General features: G+C 71.6%; 23 protein-coding genes. 6 read left to right on the forward strand and 17 right to left on the reverse strand.

What is annotated here, in order from left to right:
- Nucleotides 1-44: 44 nt before the first annotated feature.
- The 3 genes from HJG52_RS04345 to HJG52_RS04355 are packed head-to-tail and all read right to left on the reverse strand — an operon-like array spanning nucleotide 45 to nucleotide 1,941.
- Nucleotides 45-293 (reverse strand): hypothetical protein, encoded by a 249-nt coding sequence (locus tag HJG52_RS04345; RefSeq protein WP_171242281.1) that lies wholly within the window; start codon nucleotides 291-293, stop codon nucleotides 45-47.
- 10 nt (nucleotides 294-303) lie between these two features.
- Nucleotides 304-540: a BrnT family toxin gene (locus tag HJG52_RS04350; protein WP_171242282.1), complete on the reverse strand. Its 237-nt coding sequence runs from the start codon at nucleotides 538-540 to the stop codon at nucleotides 304-306.
- Between the two features lie 21 nt (nucleotides 541-561).
- Nucleotides 562-1,941, reverse strand: coding sequence for an MFS transporter (locus tag HJG52_RS04355; RefSeq protein WP_206069895.1), 1,380 nt, complete (start codon nucleotides 1,939-1,941; stop codon nucleotides 562-564).
- A gap of 96 nt (nucleotides 1,942-2,037) precedes the next feature.
- On the opposite strand from HJG52_RS04355, the gene HJG52_RS04360 reads away from it, so the two are divergent.
- Nucleotides 2,038-2,931, forward strand: a complete 894-nt coding sequence (locus tag HJG52_RS04360; protein WP_171242283.1) for a LysR family transcriptional regulator — start codon at nucleotides 2,038-2,040, stop codon at nucleotides 2,929-2,931.
- Nucleotides 2,932-2,971: 40 nt separating this feature from the next.
- On the opposite strand, the gene HJG52_RS04365 is transcribed toward HJG52_RS04360, so the two are convergent.
- The 3 genes from HJG52_RS04365 to HJG52_RS04375 are packed head-to-tail and all read right to left on the reverse strand — an operon-like array spanning nucleotide 2,972 to nucleotide 5,779.
- The gene (locus HJG52_RS04365) at nucleotides 2,972-3,673 is read right to left on the reverse strand and encodes a response regulator (protein WP_171243076.1); all 702 of its coding nucleotides are present in this window, start codon (nucleotides 3,671-3,673) and stop codon (nucleotides 2,972-2,974) included.
- A 10-nt stretch (nucleotides 3,674-3,683) separates the two neighbouring features.
- Nucleotides 3,684-4,853: a MacS family sensor histidine kinase gene (macS, locus tag HJG52_RS04370; protein ID WP_206069898.1), complete on the reverse strand. Its 1,170-nt coding sequence runs from the start codon at nucleotides 4,851-4,853 to the stop codon at nucleotides 3,684-3,686.
- 14 nt (nucleotides 4,854-4,867) lie between these two features.
- On the reverse strand, nucleotides 4,868-5,779 hold the full coding sequence (locus tag HJG52_RS04375) for a 1-acyl-sn-glycerol-3-phosphate acyltransferase (protein WP_171242284.1): 912 nt from the start codon (nucleotides 5,777-5,779) through the stop codon (nucleotides 4,868-4,870).
- Nucleotides 5,780-5,946: 167 nt separating this feature from the next.
- On the opposite strand from HJG52_RS04375, the gene HJG52_RS04380 reads away from it, so the two are divergent.
- Nucleotides 5,947-6,570, forward strand: a complete 624-nt coding sequence (locus HJG52_RS04380) for a hypothetical protein (protein WP_171242285.1) — start codon at nucleotides 5,947-5,949, stop codon at nucleotides 6,568-6,570.
- On the opposite strand, the gene HJG52_RS04385 is transcribed toward HJG52_RS04380, so the two are convergent.
- The 6 genes from HJG52_RS04385 to HJG52_RS04405 are packed head-to-tail and all read right to left on the reverse strand — an operon-like array spanning nucleotide 6,567 to nucleotide 10,853.
- Entirely contained in the window at nucleotides 6,567-7,343 is a 777-nt protein-coding gene (locus tag HJG52_RS04385) for an endonuclease/exonuclease/phosphatase family protein (protein ID WP_171242286.1), read from the reverse strand. The two genes, HJG52_RS04380 and HJG52_RS04385, sit on opposite strands and share 4 nt — an antisense overlap.
- A complete protein-coding gene (locus HJG52_RS04390) occupies nucleotides 7,340-8,320 on the reverse strand; it encodes an ROK family glucokinase (RefSeq protein ID WP_346767562.1) in 981 nt (326 codons plus the stop codon). Before HJG52_RS04390 ends, HJG52_RS04385 begins: the two co-directional genes overlap by 4 nt.
- Nucleotides 8,317-8,784, reverse strand: coding sequence for a hypothetical protein (locus HJG52_RS20570; protein WP_240977166.1), 468 nt, complete (start codon nucleotides 8,782-8,784; stop codon nucleotides 8,317-8,319). The genes HJG52_RS04390 and HJG52_RS20570 overlap by 4 nt, the downstream gene beginning before the upstream one ends.
- Nucleotides 8,777-9,991 carry an ArsA family ATPase gene (locus HJG52_RS04395; RefSeq protein ID WP_171242288.1) on the reverse strand — a complete coding sequence of 405 codons (1,215 nt, stop codon included), beginning with the start codon at nucleotides 9,989-9,991 and terminating at the stop codon, nucleotides 8,777-8,779. The genes HJG52_RS20570 and HJG52_RS04395 overlap by 8 nt, the downstream gene beginning before the upstream one ends.
- A 33-nt stretch (nucleotides 9,992-10,024) precedes the next feature.
- Complete coding sequence (locus HJG52_RS04400) at nucleotides 10,025-10,471, reverse strand: SRPBCC family protein (protein WP_171242289.1); 447 nt, start codon at nucleotides 10,469-10,471, stop codon at nucleotides 10,025-10,027.
- 10 nt (nucleotides 10,472-10,481) lie between these two features.
- Nucleotides 10,482-10,853, reverse strand: a complete 372-nt coding sequence (locus HJG52_RS04405; protein WP_171242290.1) for a polyketide cyclase / dehydrase and lipid transport — start codon at nucleotides 10,851-10,853, stop codon at nucleotides 10,482-10,484.
- 109 nt (nucleotides 10,854-10,962) lie between these two features.
- On the opposite strand from HJG52_RS04405, the gene HJG52_RS04410 reads away from it, so the two are divergent.
- Both HJG52_RS04410 and HJG52_RS04415 read left to right on the forward strand, forming a co-directional pair.
- Nucleotides 10,963-12,762, forward strand: a complete 1,800-nt coding sequence (locus HJG52_RS04410; RefSeq protein WP_171242291.1) for an AMP-binding protein — start codon at nucleotides 10,963-10,965, stop codon at nucleotides 12,760-12,762.
- A 28-nt stretch (nucleotides 12,763-12,790) separates the two neighbouring features.
- Complete coding sequence (locus HJG52_RS04415; protein WP_346767563.1) at nucleotides 12,791-14,206, forward strand: hypothetical protein; 1,416 nt, start codon at nucleotides 12,791-12,793, stop codon at nucleotides 14,204-14,206.
- Here the strand turns inward: HJG52_RS04415 and HJG52_RS04420 are convergent.
- The 5 genes from HJG52_RS04420 to HJG52_RS04440 form a co-directional block, all read right to left on the reverse strand.
- The gene (locus tag HJG52_RS04420) at nucleotides 14,106-15,827 is read right to left on the reverse strand and encodes a cation:proton antiporter (RefSeq protein ID WP_171242292.1); all 1,722 of its coding nucleotides are present in this window, start codon (nucleotides 15,825-15,827) and stop codon (nucleotides 14,106-14,108) included. The two genes, HJG52_RS04415 and HJG52_RS04420, sit on opposite strands and share 101 nt — an antisense overlap.
- Before the next feature lie 89 nt (nucleotides 15,828-15,916).
- On the reverse strand, nucleotides 15,917-16,606 hold the full coding sequence (locus HJG52_RS04425) for a snapalysin family zinc-dependent metalloprotease (RefSeq protein ID WP_171242293.1): 690 nt from the start codon (nucleotides 16,604-16,606) through the stop codon (nucleotides 15,917-15,919).
- A gap of 166 nt (nucleotides 16,607-16,772) precedes the next feature.
- Nucleotides 16,773-17,246, reverse strand: a complete 474-nt coding sequence (locus HJG52_RS04430) for an NUDIX domain-containing protein (RefSeq protein ID WP_171242294.1) — start codon at nucleotides 17,244-17,246, stop codon at nucleotides 16,773-16,775.
- Nucleotides 17,243-18,601 (reverse strand): hypothetical protein, encoded by a 1,359-nt coding sequence (locus HJG52_RS04435; RefSeq protein ID WP_171242295.1) that lies wholly within the window; start codon nucleotides 18,599-18,601, stop codon nucleotides 17,243-17,245. The genes HJG52_RS04430 and HJG52_RS04435 overlap by 4 nt, the downstream gene beginning before the upstream one ends.
- A gap of 15 nt (nucleotides 18,602-18,616) precedes the next feature.
- Nucleotides 18,617-18,838: a hypothetical protein gene (locus HJG52_RS04440; protein WP_171242296.1), complete on the reverse strand. Its 222-nt coding sequence runs from the start codon at nucleotides 18,836-18,838 to the stop codon at nucleotides 18,617-18,619.
- 159 nt (nucleotides 18,839-18,997) lie between these two features.
- Here HJG52_RS04440 and HJG52_RS04445 point away from each other — a divergent pair, with 159 nt between their 5' ends.
- Together HJG52_RS04445 and HJG52_RS04450 are read left to right on the forward strand one after the other, a co-directional pair.
- Entirely contained in the window at nucleotides 18,998-20,716 is a 1,719-nt protein-coding gene (locus tag HJG52_RS04445; RefSeq protein WP_171242297.1) for a DEDD exonuclease domain-containing protein, read from the forward strand.
- 47 nt (nucleotides 20,717-20,763) lie between these two features.
- Nucleotides 20,764-21,048 (forward strand): Lrp/AsnC ligand binding domain-containing protein, encoded by a 285-nt coding sequence (locus tag HJG52_RS04450; protein ID WP_171242298.1) that lies wholly within the window; start codon nucleotides 20,764-20,766, stop codon nucleotides 21,046-21,048.
- The last annotated feature ends 135 nt before the right edge of the window (nucleotides 21,049-21,183 follow it).

Genomic DNA, 21,183 nt, shown 5'->3' on the forward strand with positions numbered 1-21,183 from the left:
GTAGCACTCCCCTGCCCCTTGGCGTTCCCGAGGGAATGGCCGCCTCAGCGTTCTCCGAAGCGCTGCTGCGCGGCCTGCCGCGAAATGTCCAAGGCGGCACCGATCACCGTCCAGGAGTCACCCGCGGCCCGGGCTGCCCGAACCGCATCGCGGAGGTCCTGCTCTGCGTCCGCAAGCTGGCCCTTGGCGGCGACGATGCGTCGGAAGGACGCAGCATCACGCGCCGGATGCGTCGACGGGTCCAGCCGATCCAGGCCGGTGTGGTCGTGGTTGGTCTTCTTCAGAGTTGCCATGTCATTCACCTCATCTCAGGTAGTCGAAGAACTTCGGTCGGAGCCGGTCAGCGTGGATGATCCGGGTTGGCTGGCCGATAGGCACCGCGACCAGCTCCAGCATGCGGCCATGACGATCAGGACCGATGACCAGCAGACGCTCCTCGCCGTCGTAGTCGTACTCCACCAGTCGGATGGCGTTCGCCCAGGCGTGTTCGATGTCGGCCAGGTCGATCCCATGCTTACGGGCCGACTCCGTCACTTCCACGATGTCAACAATACGTTGACGTTATGCTTTCGTCAACCATCTATTGACAGTCGCAAGGACAGACTGCGGACGATCTTGGTCCGACCTGGGTGTCGGCCGGCGTCCGGCGAAGGCCACCAGGACGGCGAGGACACTGATCCCTACCAGGACCAGACCCACGTGGGGCAGGGCCGCGAGCGGTCCGAGGATCGCGACGCCCAGGGCTGACCCGGCCTGCCGCCCCGCGTTGAGCGCGCCTTGGGCTGCACCGGCGACCTCCGCTGGCGCGTGCACGGCGACGTCTGCCGTCGCGGCCGGGATGACGGTGGTGCTGGCGAGAACCAAGGGAACCTGCGCCGCCAGGACCCACCCGATCGACGCCCCGCTGGTGGCACCGAGGAGCAGGGCGCCGGCCAGGACGTCGAAGGCCAGACCCACGAGGATCACCCGTCGCGCGCCGAAGCGCGCCACGAGCCGACCCGCGAAGATCGGCAGGACGCACATGGGCAACGTCATCGGCACGAACGCCAGCCCGGTCTGCAGGGGCGTCCACCCGCGCTCCCCCTGCAGCCACAGGGTCAGGGAGTAGAGGACGCCGTAGAAGACGAGGGTGGCGACCGCAGCCGCGACGATGCTCGCGTCGAGGTCCCGGTGCGCCACCAACGACGGCGGCAGCACGGGGTGCTCCACCCGACGTTCGACCACGGCAAGGGCCAGCCCCGCGAGGACGGCCACCGCCACCGACACCCACGGGATCGGACGCCCCCATCCGTTGGTGCCGCCGTCTATCAGTCCGTAGGTCAGGGCAACCAGGGCGACGACAGACAGCGCAATGCCGGGAAGGTCCAGCGGGCGCACCTGGGCGGGACGCGGGTTCGCCAGCTTGCGGGACAGCAGCAGCGCCAGCGCCGCGATGGATGGGTTGACGAGGAACACCAGCCGCCAGCCGCCCGCCGTCACCAGTAGGCCCCCGAGCATCGGGCCGAGCAGCAAGCCGCTGCTCGTGACCGCAGCCCACACCCCGATCGCGCGAGCCCGGGCGCCGGGATGCTCGAACAACCCAGCCAGCAACGCCACCGAGGACGGCACCATGCACGCCGCCGCCGCTCCCAACAGGACACGGCCGCCGATCAGGGCCCCGATGGACGGAGCCGCGGCGCACGCCAAGGAGAGCGCCGCGAACGCAGCCAGCGCACCGGCATACACCTTGCGCGCCCCGAAGCGGTCGGACACGGCCCCCGCGGCGAGCAGCAGGCCGGCGAAGCTGATGGTGTAGGCGACAGCCGCCCACGGAAGGGCCGTGGAGCTGGAGCCGAGATCGCGCTGGACGTCAGGCAGGGCGACGTTGAGGATCGAGGTGTCCAGCAGGACGAGGAAGTTGCCGATCGACAAGCCGGCGAAGATCCGGCGCGAAGGTGTCATGGGACCGAGCCTCCCCGCGCCACCATTCATCTGTCCAAGACAGGTCTGCTCTGGCATTCAGCGCGAATCGTGCTAAATGTCCTCTAGCCTCGGGTCATGGAACTGCGTCAACTCTCCTACTTCCGCGCGGTCGCTCGGCAGGGCAGCTTCACGCGAGCGGCCGAGCAGCTGCACGTGGCGCAACCCGCGGTCTCGGCCCAGGTCCGCCAGCTCGAGCGCGAGCTCGGTGTCGAGCTGCTCCACCGCACGACCCGATCAGTCCAGCTCACCCACGTCGGGGCGCAGGTGCTCGACCAGGTCGACGCGGCACTGGCCCAGGTCGACCTCATCGGTGCCCTGGCAGAGGCGCACCGCGGAGTCGAGCAGGGCCACGTGCGGATCGGCGCCACACCCATCACCGGCGGCCTAGACCTGGTGGCCGCGCTGCGCCGGTTCCGCACCCGCTACCCGGGCGTCACCCTGTCGATGCGCACCGGCCTGGCGGCGCCCCTCATGGAGCGACTGCAGCGCGCCGAGCTCGACGTCGTGGTGGCCCCGGTCCACGAGCCGCTCGAGACCGGACTGCGCGCCCGACGCGTCGCCACCGAGCAGCTGGTGCTCATCACTGCACCGGGTGACCAGCGCCGGATCGCCACGCTGGCCGACGTCCAGGACGACCCCTTCGTCTGCCTCCCCGCCGACAGCGGGCTGCGCCGACTGCTCGACGAGGCGTTCGCCGGGGTGGGAGCAAGCGCGCACGTCGAGTTCGAGACCCACAGTCCGGCCAGCATTCGGCAGCTGGTCTCGGCCGGACTCGGGTCAGCCCTCATCGCTGCGTCCGCCACTCGCCTGCCGGGCGAGGCAGTCACAGTGCACCACCTCGGCGACCTGCCCGAGCATCCACCCATCGCCGTCGTGACCGCGCCGCAGCGGCACAACGCGGCGGCTCACCGGTTCGCAACAGAGCTGCTGGCCGACAGGGAACCGTCAGTCCCCGGCGCACGAGGGTGACCGCTGACTGGGTATGCCGTGTCGGCTCGGCCTCCGGTACTCAGGCCTCGGGGGTGTCGAGGCCCTTGGCGATCGCGAACCGAACGAGCTCGATCCGGTTGTGCATCTGGAGCTTGCCGAGGGTGTTCTGCACGTGGTTCTGCACGGTGCGGTGGCTGATGAACAGCTCGGCCGCGATCTCCTTGTAGGACATGCCCGTTGCCACGAGCTTCAGGACCTCGGTCTCGCGCTCGGTCAGCTCCGGGATCGGCCGCGACGGGTCAGTCTCGGGCTGGGTCGACATCTTGCGGAACTCCCCCAGCACCAACCCCGCCAGCCCCGGCGTGAAGACGGCGTCGCCACGAGCCGTGGCCCGAACCGCGTCGACGATCTCCTCGCGCGTCGCCGACTTCACCAAATAACCCGTCGCCCCCGCCTTGACCGCCTCGAGCACGTCCTGCTGCTCACCCGACGCCGACAGCACGAGCACCCGCGTCTGCTCCTTGCCGAGCTGCTGGCACACCTCGTGGCCGCGCATCCCCGGCAGGTTGAGGTCGAGGACGAGCACGTCGGGTCGCGTCGCCTTCGTGCGGTTGACCGCCGACGGACCGTCGTCGGCCGTCGCCAGCACGCGCATCCCGGCCTCCGACAGGTCACGCGCCACGGCGTCGCGCCACAGCGGGTGGTCGTCGGCGACCACCACCGTGATGGTCTCGCCCGACCCGACCGATTCGACCGACTCCGCCGGCCCCGGCTCGCTCATCGTGCCCTCCTCAGTGTTCACGTGACCCATGCTTCGGTGCCCGCATCCGCACCGTCACCCCGGACCCCTCACGGCCCGCGTACGTCGCTTCCCCGCCGAGGTCTGCCAGCCTGCCACGGATGCTCGACGCCGCGCCCAGACGTCCAGCCGCGGCGGCCTCGTCGAGGCGACCGGCCGGCATACCGGCGCCGTTGTCGCGCACCGTGATCGCGACGTCGTCGCCCTCGTCCTCGAGCAGCACCCACGCCTCGGCCGACTCGCCCGCGTGCTGGCGCACGTTGTCCAGCGCCGCCCCCACCGCGGCCGTGAGCTCGCCGCCGACGCGCGGCGGCACGAGGACGGCGTCGGCCGGCGCGACGAGGTGCACCCGCCCGCCGGCAAACCGCCCGAGCGTCTGGCGCAGGTCGACATCGGCCCCCAGCGCGGCCGCCGTCTCCTCCGGCGTGGTACCGCTGACGAGCGCCCGCAGCGCGCGCTCCTGGTCGGCGGCCATCGCGCCCAGCTCGGTCGCCTCACCACCCAGCTGCGACCCGCGGCGGTTGATGAACGCCAACGTCTGGAGGACACCGTCGTGCACCGTGCGCGCCAGCCGTTCGCGCTCGCGCACGCGCGCCTCGAGGACGAGCGCCTCGCGCAGCTTCGCGTGCCCCTCGCGGGCGAGGTCGCAGCAGTAGCCGATGAGCGTCCCGATCAGCATGAGGATGACGATGTTGTTGATGGTGTTGGGCGTCGGCGTGCCCACCTCGACGACGTCGACGAGCCCGATCACCAGCCCGGCAATCGCCCCGCCCCGCCAGCCGCGCAGCACCGCCGCGGACACCACACCCGCCGCCGGCCACACCGTCGGCAACGTGCGCCCGCCCGCCTCGATGGCCTCGGCGCTGTCGACGAGCCGGGTCGCGAGGATCGCCGCTGACGCGAGCGAGAGCTCCACGACGACCAGCCACAACCGGCGCCGCCGGTAGAACACCATGAACAGCGTCCACGCACCCAGCACCGCGAGCACCGCCCACGCCAGCGCCGGCCGGATGAGGTCGGCGGGGCGGTCGGCGAGGGAGTACGCGGCATACAACAGCGCAATGGGGCGGAAGACGTCGATGCCGCGCCAGAACGCGGTGACGATCGCCGGTTGCGACGCCCGGTCGAACCCGGGGACGCGGGAGTATGCCGCGTGGTCCACGACGTCAGCGGGCGTCAGGACGCGGCGCGCGCGCCCGGCTCGCCCTCGTCGTCCGCCTGTGCGGCTGTGCGGTCGGCCGGCTCGATGTCGGCGGTCGCGTCCTCGATGGCGTCGGCCTCGGACGCACCGGACGGGTCAGCCCCGTCGGCCACCTTGCCCTCGCCCGCGTCGAGCGCGTCCTCGAGCTCCTTGGCGGCGGTGCCCGGGCGGGCGGCCTCCTGCAGCTCGCGCGCCTTGGTCTTGGCGGCGGCGACGATGCGGTCCTTCATCGACGTGGCGTACATGTCGACGTACTCCTGGCCGGACAGCAGCATCAGCTCGTACATGATCTCGTCGGTGATCGAGCGCAGGACGAACCGGTCGTCCTCCATGCCCTCGTAGCGCGAGAAGTCCAGCGGCTTGCCGATCTTGACGCCGATCCGCATGACCTTGGGCAGCTTCTTGCCGGTGGGCTGGGCCTTGTCCGTGCCGATCATCGCGACGGGCAGCACCTTGACCTTGCCCTCGAGCGCCATCCGCGCGACACCGGTGCGGCCGCGGTAGAGCCGGCCGTCGGGGCTGCGGGTGCCCTCGGGGTAGATGCCGAGCAGCTCGCCGCGGCGCAGCACCTTCAGGCCGGAGCGCAGGGCGGCGTCGCTCGCCTTGCCGCCGGAGCGGTCGACGGGCAGCTGGCCGACGCCTTTGAAGAACGCCGCCGTGAGCCTGCCCTTGATGCCACGGCCGTCGAAGTAGTCGGACTTCGCGAGGAACGTCATCCGCCGCGGAACCACCAACGGCAGGAAGATCGAGTCGGAGAACGACAGGTGGTTGCTGGCGAAGATCGCCGCGCCCTCGTCGGGGATGTTCTCCTCACCCTCAACCCACGGCCGGAACAGCAGCTTCAGGATCGGCCCCAGGATGACCGTCTTGAGCACCCAGTAGAACACCAGCAACCTCCTCTCGACGCGTGAACTCTACGGCACCGAACCGGCGGCGGTGGGCCTCACGGGTTCGGCTTCTGGCTACCTCAACGTTCCTGCGCCACGTATCGTTGTCGCGTCGGCGGAGATGGAGTGAGCGGAATGCCGGACGCTCACCGGGACTTGAGGACGTCATGGGCGACAAGGACGTGGACGCGCAGTTCGCGGACATCGTGGCGCGCTGGGACGACGTGCCGTCCCTGCCGGACGCTCCCGACTCACCTTCCGACGGTGTCAGTGACGACCGCATCGGTATGCCGCGTGGCGCGGCCGACGAGGATGCGTCGCCATCCGTTCGCGGCACCGGCGTCGACGACTCCGTGGTCGACGACATCGATCGCAGCGGGCCGTCCGCGATGAGCCCTGGGGTGAATCCGCCCCTCGAGCCCTCGTCGAACCCCACCAACCCTCCGCCGGTGCGTCCCTTCGTCGTGTGGCGTGGTGCCGAGCAGGACCCCGAGGACGAGGACCACACCCCGCCCGAGCTGGTGGACCTGCCGGTCGACGACGACGAGCACTTCCAGCCCGGGCCGTTGCAGCCGCTGCCGCCGCAGGAGGACCTGCAGTTCTGGGGCATCATCGTCGGCCTCGTCGGCGGACCACTGCTGCTGCTGTGGCTGGTGCTGTTCCGCCCGAACGTCAGCGACTGGTGGACGCTGGGTGCGCTGCTGCTGACGATCGGCGGTTTCGTCCTGCTCGTGATGCGCCAACCGCACTCCCGCGACGAGGACGACCCCGACAACGGCGCCCGCGTCTAGGAAGTCTTGCCCTCCGCGTCCTCGACGGTCGACTCCGCAACAGCCGGCCCCGTCTCCACCTCGGCCGTGGGGACCGCCGCCGGGTCGAGCTCGAGGTCGACCCAGGTCGGGCGGTGGTCGCTGGCGGCGACGAGGTCCTCGGTGGAGAGGTCGACGGCCTGGTGCGGCAGCACGGTCAGCCCCGGCGAGGCGAAGATGACGTCGAGCGCCTTGCGTGGAGCCTTGGCCGGGTAGGTCGGCGTCGTCGGCGACACGAGCCGCAGTGGCGACGCGAACGCCTGCCACGCCCTGCCCGTCTCGCCCTCGTTGAGGTCGCCGGCCAGCAGCACCGGTCCCGCGGCCCCGCCGGCCACTCCGGCCCGGGTCAGCGTCCGCAGGATCTGTCCCGCGTGCACCGCCCGCTCGTCCGCGTCGAGGCTGAGGTGCACCGACGCCACCACGACCGGTTCCCGGCCGGGCGGGCCGACGCGCAGCACGGCATACCCTCGCGTGCGTTGCAGCGCCGCGACCCGCAGCCGGTAGTGACGCGACTCCGCCACCTGCACGCGCAGCGAGGTGAAGATCGTCGTCCCGCCGCTGCCGCGGTGCTTGCCGGACCAGTACATCCCGCACTCCGCAGCGAACATCGACACCCGCCACGGCGCGAACAGCCGACGCGGAACCTCTTGCAAACACAGGACATCCGGGTCGATGGCGCGCACGATTCGCGCGGCTGCGTGCTGGTCGAGGGTGAAGTCCTTGAGGTTGTACGACGCGACCCGCATCGTGCTCATGCGTCGCCCTCGCGTATGCCGCGGGCCAGGTCGGCCGCGCCGATCAGCCCGGCGTCGTTCCCGAGTGAGGCCGCGACGATCCGCGCCTCCGGTCGGTAGCCGCGCCCGGTGAGCGTGCGCCGGAACATCGTGCGCGCCGGGTCGAGCAGCAGGTCACCCGCCGCGCTCACCCCGCCGCCGATGACGAACAGGCCGGGGTCGAGGGCTGCCGCGAGGTTGGCCATGCCGACCCCCAGCCAGTGCCCGATCTCGGTGAACAGCTCGGTCGCGGTCGGGTCGCCGTCGCGCGCCGCATCGCTGATCATCGGCCCGGTCAGCGCCATCGGGTCGCCACCAGCGCGCGCCAGCAGGTCGGTCGCCAGCGGGCTGCCGGCCACCATGAGCGAGCGCGCCTCTCGCACCAGCGCGTTGCCCGACGCGTACTGCTCCCAGCACCCCTTGTTGCCGCACTCGCACCGCTGCCCGCCCGGCACGACCTGCATGTGCCCGAACTCCCCCGCGATCCCGAACGCCCCGCGCACCACCTTGCCGTCGAGCATCAGCGCGCCGCCGATCCCGGTGCCGAGGTTGACCATGACGACGTTCGACTCGCCGCGCGCCGCCCCAAACCGCCACTCCGCCCACACGGCGGCGTTGGCGTCGTTGTCGACCGCGATCGGCACCCGCACGCGGCGCTGCAGGTTGTCGCGCAGGGGCTCGTCCCGCCACGACAGGTGCGGCGCGAACACCACCGTCGCCCGGTCACGCGCCACGAACCCGGCCGCACCGATCCCGACCGCCACCACGTCGTCGCCAGCCGCGTCGGCCACGGCGAGCAGCTCGGTCACGACCTCCACGATGGTGTCCTCGACGACGTTCGGGCTGGTCGAGCGGTGGGGCGTGTCGCGTCGCGCCCGGCCGACGACGGACCCGTCCGTGCGCACCAGCCCGCCCGCGACCTTGGTGCCGCCGATGTCGATCCCGATGGCCAGGCTCACTGCCCGTGCTCCTCTCTCACCTCGATGTCCTCCACCCGCGGACGGCGTGCCCGCGAGCCGCTCGACCGCGCGCTTTCCGCGCCCGGGGGCGGGCTCGCCTCGCGCCCCTGCGCGGCGATGTCGCGCAGCGTCGCCGCGAGTGCCCCGGCCAGGTCGGCCAACCGGTCCACGGTCTCGGGTCGCACCGAACGAAGCAGCGCGATGCCCTGGCAGACCGGGCACACCTGGCACGAAATGGCTTGTCCCACACCGTTTTCCGCGCCACAGGTCGGGCACGCGCCAGCCTTCTCGCCGCCGTCGGCCCGTGTCGCGTCGCCTTCGGTGCGGGGCACCTCGGCGTCGTCCTCGGTATGCCGCGTGCCCGCGGCATACCCTGCGCTCGCCGCCCATCCCCCGAGGGCGTCCATGAGTCGCGCCGCCTCCTCGGCGACCGAACCCACCGGTGGTCGTGCGTCGTCAGCCACGCGGCCACACCTCCTCGTCGGGGACGAAGCGCACCGTCAGCCGGCCGTCGCGGACGGACGCGTTCTCGACCACGCATCGTTGCAGAGCCGCTGGCAGCGTGAGCACCCGCCGGTGGTCACCCACAGTGACGATGAGCTCGTCCTCGCGCCGCTGGAGCCCGAGGTCGGAGGCGTGCGCCAGGGGCAGCGGCAGCACCAACCGGAATGCCTCGCCGTCCCGCTCCACCACCATCCCGCGGTGCCGCACCGGCGCGAGCAGGTCGTCATTCCCGGCAGCGTCAACAGCAGGGGCGAGTCCGGCCAGCGCCTCGACCCCGATCGGCTCGGTCGCGAGGTAGGGGCTCACCACGACGGGCAGCCCGGCGAACGAGTCCCGCACCTGCGCCAGCCCCTCCTGCTGGGCGGTGTTCCACCCGCTGCGCCAGGCGTCGACCGTCCCACCGGCACCATCCGCATCGCCGGTCGGGAAGACCCGGTTGACCACGACCCCGTCGACGACGAAGCCGTACAACGACAACGACGTCCACGTCCGCCGCGACTCCGCGATGACCACCCGTTCCGGCGTCAGCACCAGCCGCACCGACGTCGCGTCACCGGTCAGGAGCCGCTGCACCTCGCGCATCTGCCGGTGCCAGCCCGTGACGGTCGCGACCACCTCGGGCTCGGGCAGCGGCACCCCAGCGGCAGCCGCCGCGGCCGGCCGCAGCGTCCGGATCAGCCCGCGCTGGGCGGGCAGCAGCCGTTCGAGGTGCCACGCCAGCGCCTCGGGCAGCGCCAGCAGCCGCAACGTCTCGGCGGTGGGCGCGCAGTCGACGACCACGAGGTCCCATGGCCCCGACTCGGCCTGCGCCCGCAGCTCCAGCAGCGCGGCGATCTCGTCCGCACCCGGCAGCCGCGTCAGCTCCTCGGCCACGACACCGTCGACACCGATCGTGTCGAGCACCGACAGCAGGTAGTCCTGCACGACCCGCCACGAGTCACCGAGCAGCCGCGGCGGACTCACCTGGAGCGCCGACAGCCCCGGCTCGATCTCGACCGGCTCACCCGTCGAGCCGAGGTCGACCGCGAGCGCGTCACCGAGCGAGTGCGCGGCATCGGTCGACAGCACGAGCGTCTTGACGCCCGCCCGGGCCGCGCGCACGGCCGTCGCGGCGGCCGTGGTCGTCTTGCCGACGCCGCCCTTGCCGGTGAAGAGGATGACGCGCATGGGTGCCCGTGACGATCGGCGCGAGCGCCGCCGTCAGCCCTCGACGCGCTTCTTGAGCTCCTTGAGCGCGGTGTCGATGATGACCTTCTCGGCCTTGCGCTTGAGCATGCCCAGCATGGGGATCTTGACGTCGACCGCGAGCCGGTACGTCACCGTGGTCGCGTCCTTGCCCTTGGCGGCCAACGTGTACGAACCGTTCATCGCCTTGAGGACGGTCGCCTCGACCAGGCCCCACGACACGACGCCGGTGCCGTTCTTCTTGACGTCCCACTCGTAGTCCAGGACGTAGGTGTCCTTGATCGCGCCGGCGTCGAGGGTGAACTGCACCTGGTCGGCCCAGCCGTCGCCCTCCTCGGTGAGGACCTCCACCTTCTTCACCTCGGTGGCCCACTCGGGGTAGCTCTCGAAGTCGGCGATGACGTCCAGGACCTCACCGGGCTTGGCGGCGATGTCGATGCTGGACTCGGTGCGGTCGGCCATGCGCCGAAGGCTACCCCGCGCGCCCGGCCGCGGGCTCCTCCGTGCGTTCGAGCGCGTCCTTGAGTGCGTGCACGGCCCGTTTCCAGCGCAGGGTATGCCGCGTGGTCACGTCGCGTGGCGCGCCCGCGGTCGCGGTGCCGCGCAGGTAGTGGTGCACGATCGCGCCGTCCCAGAACGGCTCGATCCACACCTCCATGTCGCCCTCGACCTGACCGGTGACGGTCCACCGCACCCCCTTGACCCCACGGTCGCGGACCACCGTCCGCTGCAGGTGCGGCCACACGCCGTCGAGCCAGCGTTCGTCGGTCAGGCTCGCCCGGATCCGCTCCGGTGCGGCCCCCACGAACGTGTCGTCGGCGACGTCGACCCGGCGCTGCGGCATACCGGGCAGTGTCCACCATCACGGGCCGGTTCAGCAGGGCACCTCCCCAGCGGTGGCTACCCACGGGTAGTCTGGGGCCCCGGCACCGCCGCCGCCCGAAGGAGACTCCGTGCAGGAAAACGTCGCTCCCCCGCTCGTCCAACCGCAGACCGAGGGCAGTCTCGCCGACCTGCCGGGTCGCAACGCTGCGAACGACCCCACCAACGTGGCCTTCGCGCGCCGGTCCGGCTCGGGCTGGGTCGACATCACCGCCGCCGAGTTCGACACCGACGTGCGCGCCCTCGCCAAGGGGCTCATCGCCGCGGGCATCAAACCCGGCGACCGCGTCGCGATCATGGCCAAGACGCGCTACGAGTGGACGCTCACCGACTTCGCGATCTGGAGCGCGGGCGCGGTGACGGTGCCGATCTACGAGACGTCCTCTGCCGACCAGGTCGCGTGGATCCTCTCCGACTCGGGCGCCAGCGCGATCATGCTGGAGACGCCGGCCCACGAGGCCACGCTGGGTGAGGTGCGCGACCAGCTGCCCGGCCTCAAGCAGGTGTGGCAGATCGACGCCGGTGCCATCGACGAGCTCAAGGCATCGGGCGGGTCGGTCAGCGACGAGGAGCTCGCCGCCGCCACGGCCGGCATCAACCGCGCGAGCGTCGCGACGATCATCTACACCTCGGGCACCACCGGTCGGCCCAAGGGCGTCGAGCTCACCCACGACAACTTCCTCGGTCTGTCCGAGAACGCCATCACCAAGCTCAAGCAGGTCGTCTCCGCCGAAGGCGCCTCGACGCTGCTGTTCCTGCCGCTCGCCCACGTCTTCGCCCGGTTCATCCAGATCCTGTGTGTCGACGGCGAGGCGAAGATGGGCCACAGCGCGGACATCAAGAACCTCCTCGACGACTTCGCCGGGTTCAAGCCGACGTTCATCCTCGCGGTGCCGCGGGTCTTCGAGAAGGTCTACAACCAGGCCGAGGCCACGGCGACCGGCGACGGCAAGGGCAAGATCTTCGGTGTCGCCGCGCAGACCGCCATCGACTGGTCCGAGGCGCAGGACGCCGGCGGCCCGGGGCTGGGCCTGAAGGTCAAGCACGGCGTCTTCGACAAGCTCGTCTACACCAAGCTGCGCGCCGCCATGGGCGGCGAGGTCATGTATGCCGTGTCCGGCGGAGCGCCGCTCGGCACCCGCCTCGGGCACTTCTTCCGCGGCATCGGCGTCACCGTCCTCGAGGGGTATGGCCTCACCGAGACGACCGCCCCCGCCACGGTCAACATCCCCGAACGCGTGAAGATCGGCACCGTCGGTCCGCCGCTGCCGGGTGTCGGCATCCGCATCGCCGAAGACGGCGAGGTCCTCATCAAGGGCGTCAACGTCTTCGGCGGCTACCACGACAACGCCGAGGCCACCGAGAGCGCGATGGAGGACGGCTGGTTCCGCACCGGCGACCTCGGTGAGCTCGACGAGGACGGCTACCTCAAGATCACCGGCCGCAAGAAGGAGATCCTCGTGACGGCGGGTGGCAAGAACGTCGCCCCGGCGGTGCTCGAGGACCGGCTGCGCGCCCACCCGCTCGTCTCGCAGACGATGGTCGTCGGAGACCAGAAGCCGTTCATCGCGGCGCTGGTCACCCTCGACGAGGAGATGTACCCGGGCTGGGCCAAGAACAACGGCATCGAGGACGTGCCCTTCGAGCAGGCCAAGGACAACGAGGTCGTCCAGGCCGAGCTGCAGAAGGCCGTCGACGAGGCCAACAAGGCCGTCTCGAAGGCCGAGTCGATCCGCAAGTTCGTCGTCCTCGACGGTGACTTCACCGAGGAGAACGGCTACCTCACGCCGAGCCTGAAGCTCAAGCGCAACATCGTGATGCGCGACTTCCACGACCAGGTCGAGGAGCTCTACGCGGGCGGCCAGCACTGACCTGACGCCGACCCTCTAGGGTCTTCCCGTGCCCGAACGCCACCGCCTGTCCGCTTCGTCGGCCGCGGTGGCGTTCGGCGTCTGCTGGCTCGCCTACTTCGGGGTGCTGCAGTGGTCCGTCGTGCGCTACCGCGTGCCGATCGTCCTCACCCTCACGGCCGCGACCGTCGCGCTCGCACTGTGGCAGTGGCTCGGCTGGCGCGTGTCTTTGAGCCGGGCCGGGGTCGCCGTCATGCTGGCCGGGTCGGCCCTCGCGACCATCGCCGTGCCGCTGTTCTCCTACCTGACACCGAGCGGGTTGGCTTTGGCCACAACGGTTCTCGTGGTCGTGCCGCTGGTGGTCGCGGCACTGTTGTGGGCCGGCGGGGCGCGCGCGTCGCGGCTCGCGCTCGGCACCGTCGTGACTGGGTATGCCGCGGCGGCCGTCACCGCGATCGTGTCGTCGCCGCGGCCGCGCATCGACGTCTGGGTCACGCTGCAGCAGGCCTCGGACGCGCTGGGCCGCGGCGAGAACTTCTACGCGATGAACTGGACGGGCTCCCCCGGCATCCAGGACGCATTCACCTACCTGCCGTGGACGGCAGTGCTGCTCGCACCGGGGCGCTGGATCGCCGGCGACATCCGGTGGGCGCTGGCGTTCTGGTCGCTCACGGTCGTGGTGGCCGTCGCGCTCCTCGCGCGGGGCGCCAGTGGCACCCGTGGCTCGGGCGCGGCCACGCGGCATACCCCCTCGTCGTCGTGGGTCTGGACCACCGCGGCCGTGGCCGGTCTGCTCCTGCTCGCCCCCGGCACCCTGACCCAGCTCGACCAGGCCTGGACCGAGCCGCTGTTGCTCGCCGGGATCGCGTGGTGGGCGGTCCTCGTGCAACGCGGGCGGGCCTGGTGGGCGGTCGTGCCGCTGGCGCTCGCGTGCGCCAGCAAGCAGCACCTCGCGCTGCTGCTGCCGGTGCTGCTGCTGTGGCGTCCGTTCGGGTGGCAGCGGGCCGTCGCGACCGGTGCGCTGACCGGGGTGCTCATCGCGCCGTGGTTCCTCGCGAGCCCGGCCGACTTCGTCCACGACACGATCAGCCTGCTCGTGGCGTTCCACCCCATCAAGTTCGCGAACACGCTGTACCTGTTGGCGCTCAACACTTTTGGCGTCACGTTGCCATTCTGGGTGACCGGCCTCGTGGTGCTGGGCACACTGGCGGCCGTGTGCTGGACGGTGTGGCGTCAGCAGCCGCCGCTCGCGTCGCTGCTGCGCTGGCTGGCGCTGGTGCTGCTCGCCGCCAACCTGGTCAACAAGCAGGCGTTCTACAACCAGTTCTGGCTCGTGGGTGCCCTCGTGGTGCTGTCGTTCGCGCTCAGCGCTGGGGGTCCAGCCGCTGCTCCTCGCGGTCGAGGATGGCCTGCGCGGCGGCATATGTCTCCGAGCGATAGGCCCCGATCGAGCGCTCGTCGTTGAGCGCCTCCCGCAACGCGTCGACGTAGCGCCGCTGGATGATGACCAGCTGCTCGCGCACACCCGGCCTCGGCTGGACGTCGCCGCGCAACCGGCCGAGCAGCACCGGCACGAACTGCTCGTTGACCCGCTGCACGACCTGGCTGTCGATCGGCTGGCCGTCGACGGTCATCTTGTCGAGCGGTCCCAGCTGCGCGGAGGCGTCGGTGAGCATGGTGCGCATCAGCGCGGTGAACTCGTCGCGACGCTGGTCCGGTGTCACCTCCGGGAAGTCGAGGCGGCGGATCAGCCACGGCAACGAGCCGCCAAAGCCGACGAGGGTCACCAACGCCACCACGAACGCGACGAGCACCAGCGTGGCGCGGTGCTCGGTGTCGATGGGGATGGTCTGCGCGGCCGCGAGCGTGACGACACCGCGCATGCCCGACCACGCGAGGACCACGCCACCACGACGGGTGATGGGATGGCTCTCCTGGAACTCCACGTCGGCCGTCCCGCGCGCCAGCCGCCGCTCGAAGTGCGTGAGCCGCCGCTCGGCCTCGTCCGACTGCGGCTCGTACGCCTCCTGGTAGGCGTCGAGCCGGTTCTCCAGCTCGGCGAGGCGGGCCCGGACCCGCTCGGTGCGCTCCGGCTGCACCCGCCGCTCCACGAGGACGGGGGCGAACACCCCGATGACCCGCACGACGATGGTCACCAGCAGGGCGACCGCGGCGATCGCGAGCACCGAACCGAGGGTGGACTCGTCGCGGGCAGCCTCGAGCAGGGTGGGCAGCTCGAGCCCCATGAGCAGGAACACCCCGCTCTCGAGCGCGAAGCTGATCGTCGCCCAGTGGATCGCCTGCGCCTGCCGGTCGCGGGCCGGGAACCGGCGGGGCCCGACGTGCCCGGTGACGATGCCGGCCACCACGACGGCGAGGACACCCGAGGCGCCGATGGCCTCGGCCGGTGCGAATGCGAGGAAGGGCACCGCGAACGAGATGAGCGTGGTGAGCACTGGGTCGGCGAGCCGCTGCCGCACGAGGATCGTGACCCACGCGACCGCGAGGCCGACCACCACCGCGCCCACGACGGCGACCGCGAAGTCGAGAACCGCCTGACCGAGGCTGAACGACCCGGCGAGCGCCGCGAGCGACACGCGCAGCAGCACCAGCGCCGACGCGTCGTTGACGAGCGACTCCCCCTCGAGCACGGTCATGAGCCGGTTCGGCAGGCCCAGCCGCTTGCCGATGCTAGTGGCGGCCACGGCGTCGGTGGGACTCACGACCGCCCCCAGGGCCACCGCGAGCGGGAACGGGATCTGCGGGAAGCACAGGTGCACCGCCGCGCCCACGGCGAAGGCGGACACGATGACGATGACGACCGACAGCCACGTGATCATCCCGAGGTTGCGGCGCAGGTCGATGACCGGCAGCCGCAGCGACGAGGAGTACAGCAGCGGCGGCAGGACGCCGGTCAGCACCAGCTCCGGCTCGACCTCGATGTCGGGCACCCAGGGCGTCGAGGCGGCCGCGATCCCGAGCGCCACGAGCAACAGCGGCGCCGCGATGCCGGTGCGACGCGAGAAGACCGTCGCCGCGATGACGACGGCCAGCCCGAGTCCACCGACGAGGAGCAGCTGGTGCATGACCGGAGTCTAAGAAGCCGTGCGCGATCGTGCCGCCACCCACGCACGGGTGGCGGCACGACGGCATACCTCGCGGTGATGCGGCCCGGTCAGCCCACCTTGGCGAACTCGGCGACGCCGACGAAGCCGTTCGCCCACAAGGTGTTGACCTCGGATGCCTCGACCGAGTCCGGGTAGGGGTTGGTGCACGACGGGCCGGGGCCACCGCCGGACATCAGCTTCGAGCACGGCTGGGTGTAGCGGTCCGGGAGGCCGAGCGCGTGGCCGGTCTCGTGGGTGATGATCCGCAGCGGCGCGTAGGTGTTCGCCTGGTTGTAGTCCAGGAAGATCGTGCCGTTGCCGCGACCGTCGCCGTAGTAGTAGGAGCCGCGGGAGTCGTTGCCCTCGTAGTAGCGCAGGTCCGCCCCGGACCCGGTGGTCTCGACGAGCTTGACGTTGCTCACCCGCGAGTTCCAGATGCTGGCGCCCTGGTCGATGAGCGAGTCGAACGACGGCGCGTTCGAGTCGTCGTAGTAGACCGTCACGGCCTGCTGCACCGACGGCTTCTTGCCGAGGCGCTTGTTCTCGGCGGCCTTGGCGATGGCTGCGTCGAGCTGCTTCTGCAGTCGCTGGTTCTGGGCCTTGTCCCGCTCGTTCGGCACGTACCCGCTGGCCGCGTGGCTCGCGGCGCCGTCGGTCTGCGCGGGTGCCGCGGTGGTCGCCACGGGCGCCGCGGCGAAGGCGGTTCCGGCGGCCAGCACTGCAGAGGCAGCGCCCAGGGTGAGTCGGATGGTCGGCATGTCCTGTGTCCCCATTTCTGGTTTGTGTCAGGGTCGGTGCGCCGCGGGTTCGCGGCACGCCTTCTTTCCTAACCAGCCGGATGTCGAGAGCGTCTTGGCTGTCCGTCAAGCCTTCGCCAAGGCCTGACAGATCGGCGTATGCCGCGTGTGCGGCAGACAAGGAACGTCAGGATCCGTTCTGGGCCGCAGCTTTCGCGCACTGCGCGACCAGCGACGCCAGACCCGCCGGGTAGACCGTCTCCCCCGCCCTCTCCCGCGCGGCCGGGTCGACCCACGCCACCGTGATGACCGAGCGGATCTCGGTCTCCTCGAAGGCCGCCGGCGCCGGGTCGAAGCGCGGCGTCGCCAGCAGGAAGAACACCTGCTCCTGGTCGATGGTGCGTCCCTCGAAGGGGAAGACGGTGCGGTCGTGGTGCACGGGGCCGACCAGCTGGTCGCGGTCGACCCGCAGCCCGGTCTCCTCCCACACCTCGCGCACCGCGGCGTCGAGGTCGCTCTCGCCCGCGTCGACACCACCGCCGACGGTGTACCAGTAGGTCGTGGCCGGGTCCTGCGGGTCGAAGGCGTTGATCATCAGCACCTCGCCCTCGGGTGACACGACGAGCACCCGCGCCGCGCGGCGCCGCACCACCTCGCTCACCGGGCCGCCAGGGTGCGCAGGTAGGCCAGCCAGTCCTTGGTGAACGCCGGGAGGCTGGTGCGCAGGACGGAGCGGAAGGCGGCCGCCGCCGCGGCGTCCGCCTCCTCGGGTGTCGTCCCGGCCGCCGACCCGGCGGACCCACCCGAGCCCGCGGGTGCGGTGGCGACGGCGCGGTAGAACCGCACCAGGGCCGGGTCACCCCACCGTTCGGCGATCCGGCGGACCGCGAGCCACGCGGCGTTGTAGTTGGGGCCGATCGTGGTGCGTCCCGGGTCGAAGTCGGCCGCGACGGGCAGCGCCTTGGGCCCGGTGCCGGCGCGGACCTTCGCGAACAGCGCGGCAGCCACCTGCTGCGGCGTGGCGTCGATGTCGCGGTAGCCGACGTAGTCGGCCATCCCCTCGGACAACCACAGCGGCACCGGCCGGTTGGTGGTGGCGCGGATCGCGACGTGCGTGCCCTCGTGGGTGAGGACCACCTGCTGCCCGCGCCGCTCGAGCGTCCCGAACGCCCCAGGGTTGACCACCACCCGGTCCGCACCGGCATACCCATCCGGGTCGAACGGCCCGTCGGTGACGGCGGCGACCTGGGCGACCGACTTCGGGTCCTGCCCGACGAGCTCGGCCATGGTCGCCGCGTCACGCGGGACGACGATGACGAGCCGCCGCGCCCACGCGGTGCCCCACACGGCGGTGACGCGCTTGACCGCGAGGTCGCCCAACGCGGCATACGGGCGCAGCCGGCTGGCGGGCCCGGTGCCGACGACGAGGGTGGACTTCCCGGTGACCACGGTGAACGACGGCAGGTCCCACAGCTGGGTCTGGGTGCCGCCGTCGGTGTCGTCGGCGAGGCGCCACTGGCCGTCGCGGCGCACCGCGGTGAAGTAGCTCTCGAAGTCGCGGCTGCGGCTGTCGTACCCCTTCAGGCGGTACCGGCCGTTGACCCGCGCCGCCCACGCGTCCGGCCCGAGCTGGGCGACCCGGTCGGCACCCAGCGCGGGCGCGGGTTCCGGTGTGCCATAGGCGAACTCGACCAGCGGCAGGGTGGACAGGGCGTCGAACTGGGCGAGCTGGCGCAGGCCGAAACCCGACTTCGGGTCGTCGAGGGTGGCGAGGTATGCCGCGCGGTCACGCGTGCGGACCGCGTCGGCCCTGCGGGCGAGCAGGTCGGCGAGCGCCTGCTCGCGGTCGAGGGTGGGGCTGGGTGCGTTCTGCTGGGTACTGCTCGATGCCCCAGCACGGGTGCCCGTGGTCTGCGTGGCGCCGGGCGCCGAGCTGTCGCAGCCCGCGACGACGACCGCCACCGCGACCGCGACGGCTGCTGCGAGCGCCCGTCGACGCACACGCAGCCTGCTCATCGGGCCATCGTAGGGTCAGCCCACCGCCTCCACATGGGTCGACCAGGGCTCGCGTCGCGCCTCCAGGCCGCCCGCCTGCTGGGCCGACACCAGCCCCGCGGAGACGAACCGGCTCACGGCCGCCCGCTCCGCCCGGTCGAGGGACATCGTCCCGTCGAGCGGGGCGAGCATCGCGGGCACGATGCACTCGTCACAGTGCAGGTCGCGCACCGGACAGGTCTGGCAGTCGATGATCACGTGATCACCTCTTCTCTCGGGGTCGTTCTTCCACTGACCACGACGCTAGGCGGAGGCACTGACAACGGTGCCGACACGGCATACCTCGCGGGGTCCTGCACCGGGCACCACGGGCGCGCCTGCCACCGGCTGTCACACCACCCACCTACGGTCAGGGACATGCAGATGGTCCAGGGCACCTTCGACGACCTGGGGACGCCGCTGGCCGACGTCACCTTTGTCGTGGTCGACCTGGAGACCACCGGCGGCAGCCCGCAGGACAGCGCCATCACCGAGATCGGCGCGGTCAAGGTGCGCGGCGGCGAGGTGCTCGGCGAGTTCCAGACCCTCGTCAACCCGCACCTGCCGATCCCCCCGTTCATCCAGGCGCTGACCGGCATCACCACCGCGATGGTGGCCGACGCACCCCGCATCGAGACGGCGCTGCCGGCGTTCCTGGAGTTCGCTCGCGGGTCGGTGCTCGTGGCGCACAACGCAGGCTTCGACGTCGGCTTCCTCAAGGCCGGCGCCAAGGCGCAGGGCATCCCCTGGCCCGGCCACGCGGTCCTCGACACCGTCCACCTGGCCCGCCAGCTCGTCACCCGCGACGAGGCCCGCAACCACAAGCTGTCGTCGCTGGCCGCGCTGTTCGGTGCGGCCACCGTGCCCGACCACCGCGCGCTGCACGACGCCCGCGCCACCGTCGACGTGCTCCACGGACTCATCGAGCGTGTCGGCAACCTCGGCGTGCGCACCCTCGAGGAGCTGTCGAGCTTCAGCTCGCGGGTCAGCCCGGCGCGGCGGCGCAAGCGCTGGCTCGCCGACGGGCTGCCCGACGCCCCGGGGGTCTACCAGTTCAAGGACGGCCAGGGGCACGTGCTCTACGTCGGCACCTCGGTCAACATCCGCACCCGGGTCCGCAACTACTTCACCGGCTCCGAGCACCGCTCGCGGATGACCGAGATGGTCGGCATCGCCGAGAGCGTCACACCGATCGTCTGCGCGACGACCCTCGAGGCCGAGGTGCGCGAGCTGCGGCTGATCGCCGAGCACAAGCCGCGCTACAACCGCCGGTCGAAGTTCCCCGAGCGCGCCACCTGGGTCAAGCTCACCGTCGAGGCCTTCCCGCGGCTGTCGATCGTGCGCGAGGTGCGCGGTGACGGTGCCAAGTACATCGGCCCGTTCGGCAGCCGGGCCAGCGCCGAGGCCGCGGTCGCCGCGGTCCACGAGGTGATCCCGTTGCGGCAGTGCGTGCAGCGGCTCTCCCCCACCCGCCGAGTGGGCGCCTGCGCACTCGCCGAGATGGGCCGGTGCGGGGCGCCGTGCACCGGCGCGCAGAGCGTGGAGGAGTATGCCGCGGTCGTCAGCGACGCGGTCGGCGCCCTCGTCGGCGACTCCCGGTCGGTCGTGACCGCGTTGCAGTCGCGGATGGGCACACTCGCCGAGCAGGAACGGTTCGAGGACGCCGGCGCCGTGCGTGACCGGATGCTGGCACTCGTGCGCGGCATCTCGCGCGCGCAACGGATCGCACCGCTCGCCTCGAGCCCAGAGATCGTGGCGGCCCGGCCGGCCGCGCTCGGTGGCTGGGAGATCGTGGTGGTGCGCCATGGCCGGTTGGCGGCCACCTCGGTCGCGCCACGCGGCGCCGACCCGATGCCCTATGTCGCAGCGGCCCGCGACAGCGCCGAGGTCGTGCTCCCCGCGCCGTGGCCGGCCCCGGCGGCGCTGCCCGAGGAGACCGAGAAGATCCTGCGCTGGCTCGAGTCCCCCGGTGTGCGGCTGGTCGACCTCGACGGCGAGTGGAGCTGCCCGGTCGGGGGCGCCGGAGGTGCTCGCGCGCACCTCGAGCCGCAGGTCGTGTCGCGCCAGTCGGTGTCGGGGTTCGTCGCCGCGTCCTGACCGCCGGTCGCCGCCACGCCCGCGGCGCACGTCGATACAGTGGCCTCGTGATCACCGCCATCGTGCTCGTCAATGCAGACGTCGACCGCATCCCCGAGGTGGCCGAGGCCATCGCCGAGCTCGAAGGCGTCACCGAGGTCTACTCGGTCGCCGGCGACGCCGACCTCATCGCCATGGTCCGGGTGGCCGAGCACGAGCAGCTCAACGACGTCATCGCCGGCCGGCTCAACAAGGTGCAGGGCGTCATCGGCACCAACACCCACATCGCGTTCCGCACCTACTCCAAGCACGACCTCGAGGCGGCCTTCAGCCTCGGCCTCGACGGCGACTGACCAGGGCGCACCGCGCGCACTCCCCTGACTCGCTGCCCGTGAAGGGCCAGCGACGCCCGAAATGGGTGGTCTGTCGCACCTCACGGCCAGCAGGTGGGCACTTCGCCGGGCAATTCTGAGTAGCGCAGCGCATCC

Origin of the sequence: Knoellia koreensis (assembly GCF_013041615.1) — a bacterium.
GTDB lineage: Bacteria > Actinomycetota > Actinomycetes > Actinomycetales > Dermatophilaceae > Pedococcus > Pedococcus koreensis.

Excerpts from the sequence above, each read along its gene's own strand:
- HJG52_RS04420 (WP_171242292.1), bottom strand. The coding sequence starts at position 15,827 with ATGCACCAGCTGCTCCTCGTCGGTGGACTCGGGCTGGCCGTCGTCATC.
- HJG52_RS04445 (WP_171242297.1), top strand. The coding sequence starts at position 18,998 with ATGCAGATGGTCCAGGGCACCTTCGACGACCTGGGGACGCCGCTGGCC.
- HJG52_RS04435 (WP_171242295.1), bottom strand. The coding sequence starts at position 18,601 with ATGAGCAGGCTGCGTGTGCGTCGACGGGCGCTCGCAGCAGCCGTCGCG.
- HJG52_RS04365 (WP_171243076.1), bottom strand. The coding sequence starts at position 3,673 with ATGAGCGAGCCGGGGCCGGCGGAGTCGGTCGAATCGGTCGGGTCGGGC.
- HJG52_RS04345 (WP_171242281.1), bottom strand. The coding sequence starts at position 293 with ATGGCAACTCTGAAGAAGACCAACCACGACCACACCGGCCTGGATCGG.
- HJG52_RS04395 (WP_171242288.1), bottom strand. The coding sequence starts at position 9,991 with ATGCGCGTCATCCTCTTCACCGGCAAGGGCGGCGTCGGCAAGACGACC.
- HJG52_RS04400 (WP_171242289.1), bottom strand. The coding sequence starts at position 10,471 with ATGGCCGACCGCACCGAGTCCAGCATCGACATCGCCGCCAAGCCCGGT.
- HJG52_RS04355 (WP_206069895.1), bottom strand. The coding sequence starts at position 1,941 with ATGACACCTTCGCGCCGGATCTTCGCCGGCTTGTCGATCGGCAACTTC.
- HJG52_RS04380 (WP_171242285.1), top strand. The coding sequence starts at position 5,947 with ATGGGCGACAAGGACGTGGACGCGCAGTTCGCGGACATCGTGGCGCGC.
- HJG52_RS04405 (WP_171242290.1), bottom strand. The coding sequence starts at position 10,853 with ATGCCGCAGCGCCGGGTCGACGTCGCCGACGACACGTTCGTGGGGGCC.
- HJG52_RS04385 (WP_171242286.1), bottom strand. The coding sequence starts at position 7,343 with ATGAGCACGATGCGGGTCGCGTCGTACAACCTCAAGGACTTCACCCTC.
- HJG52_RS04360 (WP_171242283.1), top strand. The coding sequence starts at position 2,038 with ATGGAACTGCGTCAACTCTCCTACTTCCGCGCGGTCGCTCGGCAGGGC.
- HJG52_RS04425 (WP_171242293.1), bottom strand. The coding sequence starts at position 16,606 with ATGCCGACCATCCGACTCACCCTGGGCGCTGCCTCTGCAGTGCTGGCC.